17 protein-coding genes and 1 riboswitch are annotated in these 18042 nt (G+C 75.1%); of the genes, 14 read left to right on the top strand and 3 right to left on the bottom strand.

Annotation, left to right across the window (positions count from 1 at the left end; genetic code table 11):
* Positions 1–128: 128 nt before the first annotated feature.
* Together AB0C78_RS33790 and AB0C78_RS33785 are read right to left on the bottom strand one after the other, a co-directional pair.
* Complete coding sequence (locus tag AB0C78_RS33790; RefSeq protein WP_360755938.1) at positions 129–329, bottom strand: DUF397 domain-containing protein; 201 nt, start codon at positions 327–329, stop codon at positions 129–131.
* Complete coding sequence (locus AB0C78_RS33785; protein WP_151539177.1) at positions 326–1168, bottom strand: helix-turn-helix transcriptional regulator; 843 nt, start codon at positions 1166–1168, stop codon at positions 326–328. Before AB0C78_RS33785 ends, AB0C78_RS33790 begins: the two co-directional genes overlap by 4 nt.
* Positions 1169–1362: 194 nt before the next feature.
* Between AB0C78_RS33785 and AB0C78_RS33780 the strand changes: the two genes are divergently transcribed.
* A complete protein-coding gene (locus tag AB0C78_RS33780) occupies positions 1363–2097 on the top strand; it encodes an ATP-binding protein (RefSeq protein ID WP_360755934.1) in 735 nt (244 codons plus the stop codon).
* On the opposite strand, the gene AB0C78_RS33775 is transcribed toward AB0C78_RS33780, so the two are convergent.
* Entirely contained in the window at positions 2008–2802 is a 795-nt protein-coding gene (locus AB0C78_RS33775; RefSeq protein WP_360755931.1) for a helix-turn-helix domain-containing protein, read from the bottom strand. The two genes, AB0C78_RS33780 and AB0C78_RS33775, sit on opposite strands and share 90 nt — an antisense overlap.
* Positions 2803–2919: 117 nt before the next feature.
* Positions 2920–3044, top strand: a riboswitch (cobalamin riboswitch).
* 56 nt (positions 3045–3100) lie between these two features.
* Here AB0C78_RS33775 and AB0C78_RS33770 point away from each other — a divergent pair.
* From AB0C78_RS33770 to AB0C78_RS33710, 13 genes are all read left to right on the top strand, one after another.
* On the top strand, positions 3101–5161 hold the full coding sequence (locus AB0C78_RS33770; protein WP_360755928.1) for a putative cobaltochelatase: 2061 nt from the start codon (positions 3101–3103) through the stop codon (positions 5159–5161).
* Positions 5162–5218: 57 nt separating this feature from the next.
* Positions 5219–5833: a cob(I)yrinic acid a,c-diamide adenosyltransferase gene (gene cobO / locus AB0C78_RS33765; protein ID WP_151541449.1), complete on the top strand. Its 615-nt coding sequence runs from the start codon at positions 5219–5221 to the stop codon at positions 5831–5833.
* Positions 5827–7197, top strand: coding sequence for a cobyrinate a,c-diamide synthase (locus AB0C78_RS33760; protein ID WP_360755926.1), 1371 nt, complete (start codon positions 5827–5829; stop codon positions 7195–7197). The genes cobO and AB0C78_RS33760 overlap by 7 nt, the downstream gene beginning before the upstream one ends.
* A gap of 46 nt (positions 7198–7243) precedes the next feature.
* The gene (locus tag AB0C78_RS33755) at positions 7244–7819 is read left to right on the top strand and encodes a GNAT family N-acetyltransferase (RefSeq protein WP_360755923.1); all 576 of its coding nucleotides are present in this window, start codon (positions 7244–7246) and stop codon (positions 7817–7819) included.
* A gap of 85 nt (positions 7820–7904) precedes the next feature.
* Positions 7905–8405, top strand: coding sequence for a hypothetical protein (locus tag AB0C78_RS33750; RefSeq protein WP_360755920.1), 501 nt, complete (start codon positions 7905–7907; stop codon positions 8403–8405).
* Between the two features lie 2 nt (positions 8406–8407).
* Positions 8408–9436 carry a hypothetical protein gene (locus tag AB0C78_RS33745; RefSeq protein WP_360755917.1) on the top strand — a complete coding sequence of 343 codons (1029 nt, stop codon included), beginning with the start codon at positions 8408–8410 and terminating at the stop codon, positions 9434–9436.
* On the top strand, positions 9433–9906 hold the full coding sequence (locus AB0C78_RS33740; protein WP_360755915.1) for a cobalamin biosynthesis protein: 474 nt from the start codon (positions 9433–9435) through the stop codon (positions 9904–9906). Before AB0C78_RS33745 ends, AB0C78_RS33740 begins: the two co-directional genes overlap by 4 nt.
* 101 nt (positions 9907–10007) lie before the next feature.
* On the top strand, positions 10008–10682 hold the full coding sequence (locus tag AB0C78_RS33735; RefSeq protein WP_360755913.1) for a precorrin-8X methylmutase: 675 nt from the start codon (positions 10008–10010) through the stop codon (positions 10680–10682).
* Positions 10679–11737 (top strand): Rv2231c family pyridoxal phosphate-dependent protein CobC, encoded by a 1059-nt coding sequence (cobC, locus tag AB0C78_RS33730; RefSeq protein WP_360755911.1) that lies wholly within the window; start codon positions 10679–10681, stop codon positions 11735–11737. Before AB0C78_RS33735 ends, cobC begins: the two co-directional genes overlap by 4 nt.
* Positions 11738–11747: 10 nt before the next feature.
* Positions 11748–12887, top strand: a complete 1140-nt coding sequence (cobT, locus tag AB0C78_RS33725) for a nicotinate-nucleotide--dimethylbenzimidazole phosphoribosyltransferase (protein WP_360755909.1) — start codon at positions 11748–11750, stop codon at positions 12885–12887.
* A gap of 111 nt (positions 12888–12998) precedes the next feature.
* Complete coding sequence (gene cobA, locus AB0C78_RS33720) at positions 12999–14237, top strand: uroporphyrinogen-III C-methyltransferase (protein ID WP_360755906.1); 1239 nt, start codon at positions 12999–13001, stop codon at positions 14235–14237.
* On the top strand, positions 14234–16225 hold the full coding sequence (locus AB0C78_RS33715) for an AAA family ATPase (protein WP_360755904.1): 1992 nt from the start codon (positions 14234–14236) through the stop codon (positions 16223–16225). Before cobA ends, AB0C78_RS33715 begins: the two co-directional genes overlap by 4 nt.
* On the top strand, positions 16222–17961 hold the full coding sequence (locus AB0C78_RS33710) for an ABC transporter (protein WP_360755902.1): 1740 nt from the start codon (positions 16222–16224) through the stop codon (positions 17959–17961). The genes AB0C78_RS33715 and AB0C78_RS33710 overlap by 4 nt, the downstream gene beginning before the upstream one ends.
* The last annotated feature ends 81 nt before the right edge of the window (positions 17962–18042 follow it).

The following is an 18042-nucleotide window of genomic DNA, read 5'->3' as shown; positions in this document are numbered from 1 at the left end:
GGGGGGGGGGGGGGGGGGGGGGGGGGGGGGGGGGGGGGGGGGGGGGGGGGGGGCGCCGGGGGGGGGGGGGGGGGGGGGGGGGGGGGGGGGGGGGGGGGCGCGGCCCCCCCCCCCCTCCGGAGTCGTGCTCAGGCCTCCCGGATGGAGTCGAGGAGGGTCTGCCATGCGTCCGGCGTCAGCACGAGGGCCGGTCCGCCGGGGTCCTTCGAATCGCGAACAGCGCGCAGATCGCTGGAGAGGGGGGCCACCTCGACGCACTGGTCGCCGCTCCCGCTGTGGGACGACTTGCGCCAGCTGGCTCCGTTGAGTTCGCGCTGCAGGTTGGTCACGGGCTGCTCCTTGCTGCCTCGGCTATGAGGTGCGCGGATTCCTCGGGGGACAGTGCGGCCTCTTCGATCAGATCGAAGCGGTCTCTATGTTTTGCTATTGCCTCGCTGCTCTCAAGGTAAACGTCACCCATGGTCCCCTCTACGTAGGCGATATCGGGGTCTGCGGGGTCCGGATACGACAAAATGGTGAAACGTCCGTCAAGGCCCGCATGTCCCCCCTGTGTGTACGGGAGTACCTGAACGGTCACCGTTGGGCGGTTCATCGCCTCGACCAGATGCTCCAGCTGGGCGCGCATCACCTCCGGGCCGCCGATGTGCCGGTGCAGCACGGCCTCGTCGAAGATGACCTGCAGGTGGGGAGCGGTGTCGCGGTCGAGCAGCGCCTGTCGGATCTTGCGGGCCGCGATGCGGCGCTCGATGTCCTCCTGCGCGGGCAGCAGCCGGCCCGCGGTGATCACGGCGCGGGAGTAGTCCTCGGTCTGCAGCAGCCCGTGGATGAGCTGCGGGTCCCAGGTGCGGATGTGCGACGCCTCGTCCTCCAGCGCGACGTAGCTGCCCGCGAAGACGTCCTGGTAGGCGGTCCACCAGCCGCGCTGCCCGGCCTGCCTGGCCAGCGTGATCAGCGCGTCGCGGTCGGGGCTCGGAACGCCGTACAGGTCGAGGATGTCGGCGATGTCGCCGGGGCGCGGCCGGGTCTGGCTGGTCTCCAGCCGGGAGACGGTGGCCCGGGACCAGTCGAGGCGGTCCGCCACCTCCTGCAGGGTGAGTCCCTGCTCCTCGCGCAGCTTGCGGAGCTCCCGCGCCAGACGGCGGCCACGAACGGTGGGGCGGTAGGTCATGGGAGCGAAGTCTCGCCGCTCTCGGGCCGCGCCACAACGCGATTGGCGAACCCGGCACGAAGGGCAGGGCAATTCCATGAAGCCGCTTGCGTACGTGAGAATCTCACGAGACGCTTGAATGCGTGACTGCTCGGGGACCGAACGTGACGGCGACCGGACCGCGCGCCCGGGCAGGCGGCCCGCGGGAGGCACTCGTGAAGACCCCGCCCGAGACCACCGACGCGAGCCCGCGCGCGACGCGGCACACCGCCGGGCCGCGCGCCGGGCACGACCGGACGGCCGCCGCCCCGGCCGCTCCCGGCCTGGCGGCGCCGCCGGGCGCCCCCTCCGACCCGGTGGCCGACCTCGCCGCCGACACCATGGCCGACGCGATGGCCGCGGGCGCCGCGCGCGGACCGGCCGGCGCCAGGCCGGGCTGGGTGTGGGCGCTGCCCGGCGGCCCCGGCTGCGCGAGCCACGCCCGCCGCGTGCTGCGCGACGCGCTCGCCTCGCTCGGCGTGCGGGACGAGGTGATCGGCGACGCCCAGCTCATGGTGAGCGAGCTGGCCACCAACGCCCACCAGCACGCCGGCGACCACGGCCCGCACGAGCTGTGGCTCTACCTCGGCGACCCGGCCGCCGGCCCGGAGCCCCGCCCGTCCGGCGACCCCGGCGGCCCGTCCGGCGGCCCGTCCGACCGGCCCGGGGCTCTGGCCGGCGGCGAGGTGCGGTGCGCGGTCTTCGACGCCTACGCCGAGGCGGCGCTGCCCGGCTACTCGTGGACGTCGGGGGACTGCGGGCGCGGGCTCAGCATCGTCCGGGAGCTGTCGTGCGGGCGCTGGGGCATGCTGCGGACGCTGTCACGGCTCGGCCCGGGCGTCCGCGGCAAGGCCGTCTGGTTCGCCGTCCCGGTGCGCGGCGGAGTGCAGCAGCCGGTTCCCGGCCTCTAGGCGCTCCCCGCTCGCCGGCCCGGGCTCCGCGTCCCGGGCCTCCAGCGCGGGGGCGATGTCGGTGACCATCGACAGCAGCGACCTGGTCAGCAGCGTCTGCACCTGCGCGCGGTCGAGGGTCCGCTCCTGGAGCCACTGCCGCGTCGCCGCGTCCGCGAGCCCGGAGTAGACGCGCAGGACGGCCCGCAGCGTGCCGGTCGGCGCGGGCACCCGCAGGACGGCGAGCATGTGCTCGACCGTCCGGTCGCGGAACCGGTTGACGATGTCCAGCAGCTCCGGGTCCTGCCCGAAGCCCTCCGCGTCCAGCGCCGCGAACCAGGTGGTGGCGTTCCGCTCGGCGGTGTCCAGGAACAGGTTCACGCACAGTTCGACGGTCTCGGGCAGCGTCATCCGCTCGTCCGGCGGCGGCGCCTGCACCGCCGCGGTGGCGGTCAGGCCCTGGACGACCTTGAGGAACAGCTCGCGCTTGGTGCCGAAGTAGTAGTGGATGAGCCCGCGCTGGACGCCGGCCTCCCGGGCGATCGCCGCCGTGGCGACCTCCGCGTACGGCAGTTCGGTGAACATGCGGCGCGCGACGTCGAGGATCTGGTCGCGCCGCTCGTCGCGCGGCAGGCGCTGATAGCGGGCCTTCGGGGTCCTGGTGGCGCCCGGGCGCGGCGTCGCGGCTCCGGCGGCCTCGCCGCGCGGGGCTGCGCGTCGCTCCATACCGACCAGTAGACCATTCTCATTGGCGTATCGCCAACATTGACCATCACTCCGCCGATAGACCGCCGGGTCGAGCGCGCCCGGCCGGTGTGCGATCCTGGGCGGGCGACGGACGCGGAGGAACCCGGTGCGAATCCGGGGCTGTCCCGCAACTGTGACCAGGGGAGCGCCCCCTCGACGCGGCCACGGCACGCGGTGCTGGAAGGCCGAGGGAGCGCGGTGATCCGGGAGCCAGGAGACTCCGGCCGTCGGACAGGCACCGCCACGGGCGTGGACACCCGAGGAAGGATGACGACACGTGCGACCCGCGTCGAAGACGGGCGCCGGCCGGCCGGAGCGGCGCGCCCGCGCGCGCTACCCCTTCTCCGCCGTCGTCGGGATGGACGATCTCAAGCTCGCCCTGCTGATCAACGCCGTGTCGCCGGGCGTCGGCGGCGTGCTGGTGCGCGGCGAGAAGGGCACCGCGAAGTCGACGATCGTGCGCGCGCTGGCCGGGCTGCTGCCGCCGGTGCCGGTCGTGCCGGGCTGCCGGTTCTCCTGCGATCCCGCCGACCCCGACCCGTCCTGCCCGGACGGCCCGGACGGCCCGCACGCCGCGGGCGGCGCTGAGGCGCGGGCAGCGCGGCTGGTGGAGCTGCCGGTGGGCGCGTCCGAGGACCGGCTCACCGGCTCGCTGGACATCGAGCGCGCGCTCACCGAGGGCGTGAAGGCGTTCGAGCCGGGCCTGCTCGCGGCGGCGCACCGCGGCGTGCTGTACGTCGACGAGGTCAACCTCCTCCATGACCACCTGGTCGACCTGCTGCTGGACGCGGCGGCCATGGGCGAGTCGTACGTGGAGCGCGAGGGCGTGTCGGTCCGGCACGCGGCGCGGTTCCTGCTGGTCGGGACGATGAACCCGGAGGAGGGCGAGCTGCGCCCGCAGCTGCTGGACCGGTTCGGGCTGACCGTCGAGGTCGCCGCGACCCGCGACCCGGCCGAGCGCGCCGAGGTCGTCCGGCGGCGGCTGCGGTTCGAGGACGACCCGGACGGCTTCGCCGCGGCCTTCGCCGAGGACGAGGCCGACCTGGCCAACCGGATCGCCGCCGCCCGCGACCGGCTGCCCGCCGTGGAGCTGACCGACGCCGCGCTCCGCCAGATCACCGCCGTATGCGCGTCGTTCGAGGTCGACGGCCTGCGCGCCGACCTGGTGACGGCCCGCGCGGCGATCGCGCTGGCCGCCTGGCACGGCCGCGACGCGGTGACGGCCGACGACGTGCGGACGGCGGCGCGGCTCGCGCTGCCGCACCGGCGCCGCCGCGACCCGTTCGACGCGCCCGGCCTGGACCGGCAGAAGCTCGACGAGGTCCTCGACGAGCACGGCGACGATCCGGAACCGCCGCCCGACGACCCGGGGCCTTCCGACGACGGGCCCGGCGGACCGGACGGGGGAGGCGGCGGCCTTCCCGACGGCCCCGAACAGGACGCGTCCGTCCCGCCTCCTGCCGTCCCGCCGCAGGCGGAACAGTCGGAGCCGTCCGTGGAGAGCGGCGGCCCGGGGCGTTCGGGTGAGAGCGAGCCCGCGCCCGCGGACGCCGCCTACAAGCCGCGCCTTTTCACCGTCCCCGGGCTGGGCGACGGTGCGCCGGGACGGCGTTCCAAGGCGCGCAGCCCGTACGGGCGCGTCTCGGGTGCCCGGCCGGGCGCGCGCGGGCTGCACCTAACGGCGACGCTCCGCGCGGCGGCACCGCACCAGCGCGCGCGGGGACGTACCGGTTCCGGTCTGGTCGTCCAACCCGAAGACCTGCGCGAAGCGGTCCGCGACGGGCGGGAAGGCAATCTCGTCCTGTTCGTGGTGGACGCCAGCGGGTCGATGGCGGCGCGCAAGCGGATGCGCGCGGTGAAGGGCGCCGTCCTGAGCCTCCTTCTCGACGCCTACCAGCGGCGCGACAAGGTCGGCCTCATCACCTTCCGGGGGAGGGACGCCGACCTGGCGCTGCCGCCCACGTCGTCGGTGGAGGCCGGGGCGCGCCGCCTCGACGCGCTGCCGACCGGAGGCCGCACGCCCCTGTCCGCGGGGCTGATGCGCGCGGCGGAGGTGCTGCGGGTCGAGCGGCTGCGCGACCCGGCCCGGCGCCCGCTGCTGGTCGTGGTGACCGACGGCCGCGCCACCCACGGCCCCGACCCGTCGCGGGCGGCCGGGCTGCTCGCCGGCGTCGCGTCCGTGGTCGTCGACTGCGAGTCCGGGCCGGTGCGGCTCGGCCTCGCCGCCGCGCTCGGCGCCCGGCTCGGCGCCGAGGTCGTCCGGCTCGACCGCCTCGCCGCCGACGCGCTCGCCGGCGTCGTCCGCGACGCGCGCGGCGGCGCGCGGAACGTCGCGTGACCGCCGGGCGGTCCGCCGCAGATCCAGCAAGCGCAGATCCAGGAAGCAGGGGCTGAGATGCCGCAGGGCAAGCCGGAGTACGTGCCGGACGACGGGCTCACCACCAGGCAGCGCCGCAACCGGCCGCTGGTGATGGTGCACACCGGGCCGGGCAAGGGGAAGTCGACGGCCGCGTTCGGGCTCGCGCTCCGGGCCTGGAACCAGGGCTGGCCGATCGGGGTGTTCCAGTTCGTCAAGTCGGCGAAGTGGCGGATCGGCGAGGAGAACGCGCTGCTCGCGCTCGGCCGCCTGCACGAGCAGACCGGCGAAGGGGGGCCGGTGTTCTGGAACAAGATGGGCGAGGGCTGGTCGTGGATCCAGCGGCCCGGCACCGAGGCCGACCACGAGGCCGACGCCCGCGAGGGCTGGGAGCAGATCAAGCGCGACCTGGCCGCCGAGACGTACCGCCTCTACGTCCTGGACGAGTTCACCTACCCGATGAAGTGGGGCTGGGTCGACGTCGACGACGTCGTGGCCACGCTGGCGGACCGTCCCGGCAACCAGCACGTGGTGATCACCGGCCGGGACGCCGACCCGCGCCTCATCGAGGCCGCCGACCTGGTCACGGAGATGGGCAAGGTGCGGCACCCGATGGACAGCGGCCAGAAGGGGCAGAAGGGCATCGAGTGGTGACCGTCCCGCGGCTCGTCGTCGCGGCGCCCTCGTCGGGCAGCGGCAAGACGACCGTGGCGACCGGGCTGATGGCCGCGTTCGCGATGCGCGGCCTGCAGGTGTCACCGCACAAGGTGGGCCCGGACTACATCGACCCCGGCTACCACGCGCTCGCGACGGGCCGCCCCGGCCGGAACCTGGATCCCTGGCTGACGTCCGAGGACCTGGTCGTGCCGCTGTTCCTGCACGGCGCGGAGGGCGCGGACATAGCCGTCGTCGAGGGCGTCATGGGCCTGTACGACGGTGCGGCCGGGCTCGGGCCGTCCGCCTCGGCCGGGGGAGGGGACTACGCGTCCACGGCGCATGTCGCGACGCTCCTGGACGCGCCGGTCGTGCTGGTCGTGGACGCGTCCGCCGCCGCGGGACGGTCCGTCGCGGCGCTCGTCCACGGGTTCCGGTCGTTCGGGACGGTCCGCGTCGGCGGCGTCATCCTGAACCGGCTCGGTTCCGACGGCCACGAGCGCATGTGCCGCGAGGCCGTCGAGGAACTCGGGCTGCCGGTTCTGGGCGCGCTGCGCCGCACCGACGACGCCGCGACGCCGTCCCGGCACCTCGGGCTCATACCGGCGGCCGAACGCAGCGCGGAAGCGGTGGACACCGTCCGGCGGCTGGGCGAACTCGTCGCGGCGTCATGCGACCTCGACGCCCTCCTAGCGCTGGCCCGGGAGGCGCCGGAGCTGGACGCCGCGCCGTGGGATCCGTCCGAGGCCGTACCGGAGAAACATGCCGGACGTCCCCGCATCGCGGTGGCGGGCGGTCCCGCCTTCACGTTCGGCTATGCGGAGAACGAGGAACTGCTCGAAGCGGCGGGCGCGGAGGTCGTGCGGTTCGATCCGTTGCAGGACGAGGGCCTGCCCGAAGGGACGCGCGGAGTCGTCGTCGGCGGCGGGTTCCCCGAGGTGTACGCGGCGCAGCTGTCGTCCAACGAGCCGCTGCGCGAGGAACTGGCGGCGTTCGCTGAGACGTCCCGACCCGTGTACGCCGAGTGCGCAGGACTCCTATACCTCGCGGAGGAACTCGACGGCGCGCCCATGTGCGGTGTGCTGAATGGCGCGAGAGCGGCCATGGCCCCGCGGCTGACGCTGGGTTATCGTGCCGCGGTGGCGGTGGCCGACTCGGTCGTCGCGCGCGCGGGCGAACGGGTGCACGGGCACGAGTTCCACCGCACGGTGACGGTCCCCGACCGTGGGGAGACCGCCGCCTGGCAGTGGTCCGCGTCCGGTCCGGTGGGCTTCGTGCGGGGCGACTGCGTCGCGTCGTACCTCCACGTGCACTGGGCCGGATCGCCCTGGTTCGCCAGCCGGATGGTCGCGGCCTGCCTGTGACGGCCCCGCCTGCGGGCATGGCGGGGATGCGGGTGGAGGGAGAGGTGTGGACGTCTTCACCGGGAGCGTGCGCCTGGAGGCCGGGCGCCTCGTCCTGCGCCCGTTCGGGCTCGACGACGCACCCGACCTGATCGAGGTGATCCGCGCGGGCGAGGACTTCCTCCCGCCGAACTTCCCTGACGCGCTGGAGGCCGAGCCGCTCGCCTGGTTCCTGCGCGAGGGCGTCCACAAGGTGCACCGCTTCGGCCTCGGCATCCACTTGGCCGTGACCGACCGCGAGACGGGTGGCCTTATCGGCACCATCGGCCTGTTCAAAGTCGACTGGGCGCAACTGACCTGCGAGGTCGGATACGGGGTGCGGTCAAGCGCGCGCGGGCGGGGGTACGCCACGGAGGCTCTCACGCTCGTCTCGAACTGGGCGCTGCGGGACTGCGGGCTGTTCCGTATCGAACTGCGCGCCCTCACCAGCAACCACGCCTCGATCCGGGTCGCGGAGAAGGCCGGCTACCTGCGCGAAGGGGTGGCGCGGGGCGCGGAACGCGACGCCGAGGGCGTCAACCGGGACATGTTCGTCTTCAGCCGCATCGCCACCGATCTCCGTCAGGACGGTCCGGAATGCTGACCGATCCGGGGGCGCGCGGCGCGCCGCGCCCCGGGCCGGGCGCGGCCTCCGGGAGGCTCGACGCCCACGACCAGGAGGGACGGGCATGACCGGGACACAGGCGACAGAGGCGCCCGCGGTACGGCGGACGCTGGTGATGCACGGCGCGGACGCGGCGGAGACCGCCCGCCGCATGCTGCCGAAACTGCCGGACGACTGCTTCGTCCCCGTCGGCCTCGACGCGCTGCGGAGCGCGGTCGGCGAAGGGCTCGCGCAGGTCGTGCTGGTGTCCGGCGTCGACGAGCAGGCCGCGATCGCGGGCGGCGTCCCCGCCCTCTCCGCGATCACCGCGGACATGGACGGCGGCCCGGCGCTGGCGGCCGAGGTCGAGGCGGCCGGGACGCCGCAGAGCGCCTACGAGCTGTGGGAGGCCGCCGGACGGCTCGGGCCGTGCGGCCGGGAGCTGTGCCGCCGGACCGCCGGCGAGCTGGAACGCCTCGCCGCCGAGGCCGCCGGGTCGGCCGAGAGCCCGGTGGCCGCGCAGGTCGTGCTGGTCGACGCGAAGGGAGAGCGCATGGTGGGGATGTTCGGGCGGATGGCGCGGTAGCGGTGCTCACGGTCAGCGGCCGCGACGGCGCGCCGCGCTCCGGGACCGCGCTCGCGGCACGGGCCTTCGCGCTGGCGGACGTGCCCTGGGACGACGCGCTCGTCGTCTCCGCCGCAGAATTCCGGCGCGCGGTGAACGCCTGCCGCGCGCACCCCAAGGTGGCCGTCCTGACCGCCCCTGGCACGGGACCCGCCGAACTAGGCCGCGCCCTGTTCCCGCAGACGCCGCGCTCCTTCATCGTGTGCGAGGACGTGGACGGGCCCGAGGAGCGCGTCGTCCACGTCCGTCCGGCGGAGGCGACCACACGTCCGTGGAACAAGCCGGACGTGGTCCTCGTGCTGGACAACCGGCGCGCGGAGGACGCTCCCACATGGATTGCTGGCCCCGCCCTAAGGGAGCCGGCCTGGGCACTGCCTCAGGAAGCCTTCGTTGGGGAACCGGCCCTGACACCGGAAGCGCGTGCGTTCGCCTTGGCCAAACTGGGGCCGCGCATAGGGGACATGGTGTGGGACATCGGTTCCGGTGACGCCTCGGTAGCGATCGAATGCGCCCGCTTCGGCGCGGCGGCCGTCGCTCTCGACCGCGACGACTCCGTCTGCGTCCGGCTGAGGGAGAACGTCCGCAGGCACGGCGTCCGGGTCGCGGTGTCGCGGGGCGAGATCGGCACGGTCGTCGATCATCTGCCCGTTCCCGACGCCGTCTTCCTGGCGGACGCGTCCCCGGAGGCGCTGGCCACCTGCGCCTCGCGGGCCCGGCACCGTCTCGCCGCCACGGCACCGGCCGGCGCCGTTCCCGCGCTGATGGACGTCCTCGCAGGTCACGGCTTCACCGCCCACGCCACGACCCTCCAGGCGACCCCGCTCACCGGCGCTCCGGAATCGCCGTCCCCGATCACCGGCGCTCTGGAACCGCCGTCCCCGATCACCCTCCTCTGGGCCGAGCGCCCCGCATCCATCCCCGAACCGCCGGCCGCGAAGCGGATCAGGAGCATCGAGACCCTCCCGCCCCCGCCCGGACGCTCGGTCCTGTGACGCTGGTCATCGGCGTGGGCGCGTCCAGCCGGGCGGACGTGCGGGAGATCGGCGGGCTGATCCGCGCCGTGCTGGACCGCGACGGCCTGCGCGGCGAGGACGTCGCGTGCGTGGCGACCGTCGAGGCGCGCGCGGGCACGGGCGGTGTCCGGGATGCCGCCGGAATGTTCGGATTTCACCTCGTCGCCTACCCTGTGGGCGTGCTGGCGCAGGTGGTGGTGCCGAACCCGGCGGAGGGCGTACGGGCCCGGACCGGGACGGCGAGCGTGGCCGAGGCGGCGGCCCTGCACGGGGCCCGCGCGCTCGGCGGCGACGCCCTCCTCGTCGTGGAGAAGCGCGCGACGGCGCGCGCCACGGCGGCGGTGGCCCGGATCGTCCCGGCGACGGTCCGTGCCCCGGGCGCGCCGGACATCGCGGGCGACCCCCGGATCACCGGCGAACCCGGTGATCCCGGCGAAGCCGGGTCATAGCGCCCGGCGACCCGTGAAACCCTAGGTGCCCGACGACGAACTCCCCGGCGACCGCGAGGACCGACCGTGACCCACCCGACCATGATCAATCTGGAGGCGCAGTGACCGTACGCCAGCCCCACCCGATCGAGGTCCGGTCCTATGAGATCCTGCGCTCCCGGGTCGACCTGTCCCCGATGCCGCCGCTGTGGCGGGCCGTCGCGGAACGGGTGATCCACGCCACCGCCGACCTGGAGTACGCGGTGGACCTGGTCACCACGGAGGACTTCCTCGTCCAGGGCTGGTCCGCGCTGCGCTCGGGCGCCCCGATCGTCACCGACGAGCACATGACCGCCGCCGGGATCAGCGCCCGCGAGACGGCCTGCCACGCCGACGACCCCGCCGCCGCGCGGATGGCGCGCGCCGCCGGGATCACCCGGCCGGCCGCCGCGGTCCGCATCGCCTACTCCGAGGTCGGGCCGGGCGCGGTCTGGGTGGTCGGCTCCGCGCCGGAGGCGATCTTCGAGATCATCGCGCGCCGGGTCCGGCCCGCGCTGGTCGTCGGCACGCCCGTCGGGTTCGTCGGCGCCGCCGAGGCCAAGGAGGCGCTGCGGGCCAGCGGGCTGCCGCAGCTCAGCAACGTCTCGGAGAAGGGCGGCCCGGCGGTCGCCGCCGCGGCCGTCAACGCGCTGCTCTACTTCGAGCAGGCCCCGCAGCCCTTCGGTCAGGGCGCGGCGTCCTACGGCCAGGGCACGTCCGCCTACGGCCAGGGCGCCTTCGAGCAGGGCGCGCCGTGATCGGGCACCGGCCGGTGGTCGCCGGCCTCGACGACGGCGCCGACGAGGTCGACCTGCGCCATCACGGGGACGCCGAGGTCGGCGGCGGGCTCGCCGACTTCGCCGTGAACGTCCGCACCGGCACGCCGCCCGCGTGGCTCGCCGACCGGCTCCGCGCGTCCGTCGCCGACCTCGCCGGCTACCCCGACCCGCGCCCGGCCCGGCGGGCCGTCGCGCGGCGGCACGGCCGCGCCGCCGAGGAGGTGCTGCTCACCGCCGGCGCCGCCGAGGCGTTCGTGCTGCTGGCGCGCGTCCTGAAGCCGCGCAAGGCGGTCGTGGTGCATCCGCAGTTCACCGAGCCGGAGGCGGCGCTGCGGTCCGCCGGGCACGCGGTGGAGCGGGCCATCCTCGGCAAGGACTTCACCCTCGACCCGGCCGTCGTGCCGGACGACGCCGACCTCGTCGTCGTCGGCAACCCGACCAACCCGACCTCGGTGCTGCACCCGGCCTCCGCGATCACCGCGCTGTCCCGGCCCGGCCGGACGGTCGTGGTGGACGAGGCGTTCATGGACTGCGTCCCCGGCGAGCCGGAGACCCTCGCGTCCCGGCTGCCCGCCGGGATCGTGGTGATCCGGTCGCTGACCAAGACGTGGGGCCTCGCCGGGCTGCGCGCCGGCTACCTGCTCGCCGACCCGCACCTGGTGAGCCGGCTCGCGGACGCGCAGCCGCTGTGGGCGGTGTCGACGCCCGCGCTGGTGGCGATCGAGGCGTGCTGCGAGCCGGACGCGGTCGCCGAGGCGCGGGCCTGGGCCGCCGACCTCGCCGCCGAGCGCGACCGGCTGGCCGGCGAGCTGACCGCCCGGGGCCTGTACGTGGTGCCCGAGGCGCGCGCGTCGTTCCTGTGCCTGTGCGTGCCGGACGCGCTCGGCATCCGGGCGCTGCTGCGGCAGCGCGGCTACGCGGTCAGGCGCGGGGACACCTTCCCCGGCCTCGGCACCGACTGGCTGCGCATCGCCGTGCGCGACCGCCCGTCCAACGACGCCCTGCTGGACGTGCTCGGCGAGCTGGGAATCTGAGGGAGACCACGTGGCAGACAACAGAGCCGGCGCCGTGATCGAGGAGACGCTGGCCGCGATCGCGCCGCCCGACCGGGCCGCGATGGACGAGGCCCGCGACCTGCAGGGCCGGCTGACCAAGCCGCCGGGCTCGCTCGGCGTGCTGGAGGAGGTCTCGGTCCGGCTCGCCGGGCTCGCCGGGCAGTGCCCGCCGCCGCTGCCCGAGCCCGCGGCCGTCGCCGTCTTCGCCGCCGACCACGGCGTCCATGCACAGGGCGTGACGCCATGGCCACAAGAGGTCACCGCGCAGATGGTGGCGAACTTCGTGGCCGGCGGGGCGGTCGTCAACGCGTTCGCCAAGCAGGTCGGCGCCCGCGTCACCGTCGTGGACATCGGCGTCGCCGCGCCGCTGGAACCGGCCCCCGGCCTGCTCTCCCGCAAGATCGCCCCCGGCACCGCCGACATGACGGCCGGCCCCGCGATGACCGCGGACGAGGCGCGCCGCGCCGTCGCCACCGGCATCGAGGTGGCCCGCGAGCTGGCGGGCCAGGGCGCCCGCTGCCTGATCACCGGCGACATGGGCATCGCCAACACCACCGCGTCCGCCGCGCTGATCGCCGCGTTCACCGGCCTGCCGCCCGAGCGGGTCACCGGCCGCGGCACCGGCATCGACGACGCCACCCACGCCCGCAAGGTCGAGGTCGTCCGGACGGCCCTCGCCCGGCACGGCCTGTCGGAAGGCGCCGGAAGCCGCGACCCCCTCGACGTCCTGGCGGCCGTCGGCGGGTTCGAGCATGCCGGGATCGCCGGGTTCGTCCTCGGCGCCGCGGCGCTGCGCGTCCCGGTCGTCCTGGACGGGGTGATCGCCGGATCGGCCGCCCTCGTCGCCGCCGCGATGAGCCCCGACGCCCTCGCCGGCTGCGTCGCCGGGCACCGCTCCGCCGAGCCCGGCCACTCCGCCGCCGTCGATCATCTCGGCCTGCGCCCGCTCGTCGACCTGGAGCTGCGGCTCGGCGAGGGCACCGGCGCCCTGCTGGCGTTGCCGCTGGTCCAGGGCTCGGTGCGGGTGCTGCACGAGGTCGCCACGTTCGACTCCGCCGGGGTCACCGAGAAGTCCGCCGGCGTCACCGGGAAGGAGGCGGCGCCCCGTAACGACATGATCTCGGAATGAGTCACGCTCGGCTATCGAACGGCCGGAGCCCCTCTCCATGAACTCCCCAACCCGAGTACCTTTGTTCCACAAAGACACTTGTCCGTCACCGGCGTCCGAAAGAATCACCACGTGCCCCCGTACCTGCTAGGTCTGCGCCTTCGAGGGCGACGCGTCCTCGTCGTCGGCGGCGGCCGGGTCGCGCAGCGCCGCGTCCCCGCCCTGCTGGACGCGGGCGCCGAGGTCGTCCTCGTCTCGCCCGAGGTGACCCCCTCGCTGCAGGGCCTCGCCGAGGCCGGCCGCATCGCCTGGCACGCCCGCCCCTACCGGCGCGGCGACTGCGCCGGCGCCTGGCTGGTGCAGGCCGTCACCGACGACGCCAAGGTCAACGGGGACGTCGTCGCCGACGCGGAGGCCGCCCGGATCTGGTCGGTGCGGGCCGACGACGCCGAGTCGTCCCCCGCCTGGACGCCCGCGAGCGGGCAGGCCGGCGACGCCACCGTCGGGGTGCTGCTCGGCGGCGACCCGCGCCGCGCCGCCGGCATCCGCGACGCCGTCGTGGACGGGCTCCGCGACGGCGCCCTCGAATCCCGGCACTCGCGGCGCAAGCCGTCCGGCGTCGCGCTGGTCGGCGGCGGCCCCGGCGACCCGGGCCTGATCACCGTCCGCGGCCGGCAGCTGCTCGCGATGGCCGACGTCGTCGTCACCGACCGGCTCGCCCCCGGCGGGCTGCTGGACGAGCTGGCCGACGACGTCGAGGTGATCGACGCCGCGAAGATCCCCTACGGCCGGACCGTCACCCAGAACAAGATCAACGACTACCTCGTCGAGCACGCCAAGCAGGGCAGGTTCGTCGTCCGGCTCAAGGGCGGCGACCCGTTCGTCTTCGGCCGCGGCGGCGAGGAGGCGCTGCACTGCGCCCGCAACGGCGTCCCGGTCATGGTGGTCCCCGGGATCAGCAGCTCGGTCGCGGTGCCGTCCGCCGCCGGCATCCCGGTGACCCACCGCGGCGTCGCGCAGGAGTTCCACGTCGTCTCCGCGCACGTCCCGCCGGGGCACCCCGAGTCCACCGTCGACTGGGAGGCGCTCGGCCGCGCCCACGGGACGCTCGTACTGCTGATGGCGGTCGAGCGGATGGCGCTCATCGCGCCCGCCCTCGTGCGCTATGGTCGGTCGTCCGACACGCCGGTCGCCGTCATCCAGGACGGCACCCTCCCGGGCCAGCGGACGCTGACCGCGACGCTGGGCACCGTGGCCGACGAGATGGCCGCCGGCGGAGTCCGGCCCCCGGCGATCGTGGTCGTGGGCGACGTGGTCGACGTGGCGCGAGAGATCGACATGATTCGAGCCGACTTGGGACGGGATCCGTGACACCCCCCGCAGAGCGAAGCGCGGTCCACGACGAGGAGGCGGGCACCGGACGCGGAGGCGAGGACTCCGCGAAGCCCGCGTCCGGCGACGCCATGCCCGAAGAGCCGGACACCGACGCGTCCGCCGAGAAGGCCGCCTCCGACGGTGAGACGGCCGACGCGGCCGAGACGGCCTCGGGCGGCGAGACGGCCGAGGAGAAGGCGTCCGGCGGCAAGGCGCGCGGGGGCGGTGCGCCCCGGCCCCGGCCCGCGCCGTCCGGCGGCGCGACGGTCCGGCAGGGCGAGCTGGTCAGGGCGCTGACCGCGCTCCGCGAGCAGCTCGGCGCCTTCGACTTCCTGCTGGAGGTCCCCGGCGTCCAGGAGGCCCGCGAGGCCCGCGACGAGCTGCGCAACCAGCTCGACGACTACGTCCTGCCCCGCCTGCAGGCGGCCGGCGCGCCGATGCTGGTGGTGCTCGGCGGATCGACCGGCGCGGGCAAGTCCACGCTGGTCAACACGCTCGTCGGGGCCCGAGTGAGCGCCACCGGCGTGCTCCGCCCCACCACCAGCAGCCCGATCCTCGTCTGCCACCCCGACCACGTGCAGTGGTTCATGGAGGGGCCGATGCTGCCGGGCATGGGACGCGTCCGCGGCCCGGCGCCCGACGCCATCGCGGGCGACCAGCTGGTCATCATCGCCAGCGAGGCCCTCCCGCCCGGCCTGGCGCTGCTCGACAGCCCCGACTTCGACTCCGTCTTCGAGGACCACTACGAGTTCGCCACCAAGCTGATGGCGGCCGCCGACCTGTGGCTCTGCGTCACCACCGCCGCCCGCTACGCCGACGCGCAGGTGTGGCAGATGCTCCAGCGCGCCAAGGAGAACGGCGCCACCATCGGCGTCGTGCTCTCCCGCGTCCCGCAGGGCGACGGCCCCGGCGGGCGCGCCGGATCGGTCGGGCAGGGCAGCTCCGACGTCGTCGAGCACTTCGGCGAGATGCTCGACGAGCACGAGGTCGGCGACGCCCGCCGCTTCACGATCCCCGAGACCCGGATCGAGGAGAGCCGGCTCCCCGAGGAGACCGTCGAGGACATCCGCGCCTGGCTCACCGGCGTCGCCGAGGACGTCGAGGACCGCGAGATCGTCATCAGCGACACTCTCGCCGCCGTCCTCGACAGCTTCCGCACCCGCGTCCCCGAGCTGGCCCGCCAGGTCGAGGCGCAGGTCGAGCAGCGAGCCGAGCTCGCCCAGCAGGTCGAGGCCGCCTACGGCACCGCCCTCGCCGAACTCGACGAGGCCACCCGCAACGGCTCGCTGCTGCGCGGCGAGGTCCTCGCCCGCTGGCAGGACTTCGCCGGCACCGGCGACCTGCTGCGCGCCCTGCACGTCCAGCGCGCGCGCCGCGGCCGGGGCTCCAGCCGGCGCCGCCGCAGCCCCGCCCGTGTGCGCGCGCTCAAGGCCGCGCTGCGCAGCGGGCTCGAATCCCTGATCATGTCGTCCGCCGAGCACGGCGCCGAGCAGGTCGTCGCCCGCTGGCGCGACCACCCCGCCGGCGGCACCGTGCTCGCCGGCCGCGGCGACGAGATCGGCCACGTCTCCCCGGAACTGTCGCGCCGCGTCACCCGCGCCGTCAGCGCCTGGCAGGACCACGTCCAGGAGCTGATCCGCACAGAGGGGGTGACCAAGCGCTCGGTCGCCAAGCTCGTCTCGTTCGACACCGAGGCGGTCTCCCTCGTCCTGATGATCGGCCTGCTCGGCTACGGCACCTCCGACGTCGCCGTCGAAGGCGGCAACAGCGCCGTCCCGCAGCGGCTCCTCAAGGCGCTGTTCGGCGCCGAGTCGCTGCGCGGCATGGGCGCCAAGGCCCGCGCCGACCTGCGCAGCCGCATCGGGATGCTGTTCGACGAGGAGGCCATCCGGTTCGGGCAGGTGCTCGACGGCGCCGGCCTGCCCGACGAGACCGTCCCCGTCCAGCTGTACCAGGCCACCTACAACCTCGAGGTCGCCCGATGACCACCTCGGCCCTGCCCGCCGGCTCGCCGACGAGCCCCGGCGGCATCCCGGTCCCCGCCACGGACGTCCTCGGCGCGCACCCGGCGGCGCCCGCCGAGCGCGCCGAGCCGGCCGCCCCCACCCTCACCGACCGGCTCAACGGCCTGGACCGCCTCGTCCAGGCCGGCACCGGACGGCTGGACCGGCCCCTCCTCGAGGACGCCGACGCGCTGCTCGACCGGGCCGGCCAGCGGCTGCGGCTGTCCGGCGAGCACACCGTCGTCACCCTCGCCGGCGGCACCGGCAGCGGCAAGTCGTCCCTGTTCAACGCCATCTGCGGGCTGGAGCTGTCGCCCACCGGCATGCGCCGCCCCATGACCTCCAAGGCGCACGCCTGCGTCTGGGGCCTCGACGGCGCCGGCCCCCTGCTGGACTGGCTCGACGTCGACAAGCGGCACCGCTACGCCCGCGCCAGCGCCCTCGACCTGGAACGCGCCGACAGCTCCCTGCAGGGCCTCGTCCTGCTCGACCTGCCCGACCACGACTCCATCCAGGCCCTGCACCGCGCCGAGGTCGACCGGTTCGTCACGATCGCCGACCTGCTCGTCTGGGTCGTCGACCCGCAGAAGTACGCCGACGCCGCCCTGCACCGCAACTACATCGTCCCCTTCGCCCGGTACGCCGGTGTCACCCTGATCGTCCTGAACCAGGTCGACCGGCTCGCCCCCGACGAGATCGACGACTGCGTCGCCGACCTGCGCCGCCTCCTGGAGGCCGAGGGCCTCGCCCAGCCGCGGATCATCACCACCTCCGCCGTCGCCGAGGACGGCGTGCACGGCTTCCGCGACGTCCTCGTCGACACCGTCGCCGCCCGCCGCGCCCGCAGCGAACGCCTCGCCGCCGACGTCGACCGGGTCGCCGAGCGCTTCGCCGAGCACCGCTTCGCCGCCGAGCCCCCCACCACCGTCGACGAGGGCCGCCGCACCGAGCTCGTCCAGGCCCTCACCGACGCCGCCGGCGCGCCCGCCGTCGCCGAGGCCATGGAGAGCGCCTACGAGCTGCGCGCCGCCGACTTCGTCGGCTGGCCCGTCAGCGCCCTGATCACCCGGCTCCGCTCCGACCCGCTGCGCCGGATGCGCCTCACCGAACTCCGCGAGGAGCTCCGCAACGCCTTCACCGGCCCCATCGGCGCCCAGCAGGGCGACGTGGACAACGCCCTGGCCGGCGTCACCGACGGCATCACCGGCGAACTGCCCGTCCACTGGGCCCGCTCCGTCCGCGCCGCCGCCCGCTCGCACGCCACCGAGATCCCCGAGGCGCTCGGCGAGTCCCTCAAGGAGGCGCTGCCCACCTTCAACCAGGTGCCGCGCTGGTGGTGGCTGATCAAGACCTGGCAGTACTTCCTGGTCCTGGTCGCCGTGCTCAGCGTCGTCTGGATCGGCGTCCTCGTCGCCTACGGCGTGCTCAAGGTCGGCGGGGACGACCCGGGCGGCTTCATCGGCCAGGCCGGCCTCATCCCGTATGTCGCCGTCCTCGTCGTCTGCACCCTCGGCATGGGCTGGCTCACCGCGTCCGCCTGCCGCAACCTCGTCGCGCTGTCCTCGGCCAAGCACGGCGACAAGATGGAAGAGCACATGCGCGAGGGCATCGAGCGCGTCGCCCGCGACAAGGTCATCGAGCCCGTCGCCGCCGACCTGCGCGTCTACGCGGGCTTCCGGCACGACGTGGACATCGCCCTCGGCCGCCCGCCCGCATAGTTATCCACATTTTCCACGGAGCCGTCGCCGCGCGTGACGGGTCGGGCACCGTTGGTTCTCGTAAGCCACGAGAACCAACGG

This window comes from Actinomadura sp. NPDC048394 (genome assembly GCF_040651755.1).
Taxonomy (GTDB): Bacteria; Actinomycetota; Actinomycetes; order Streptosporangiales; family Streptosporangiaceae; genus Spirillospora; species Spirillospora montaniterrae.
This window is presented reverse-complemented; position numbering and strand designations above follow the sequence as displayed.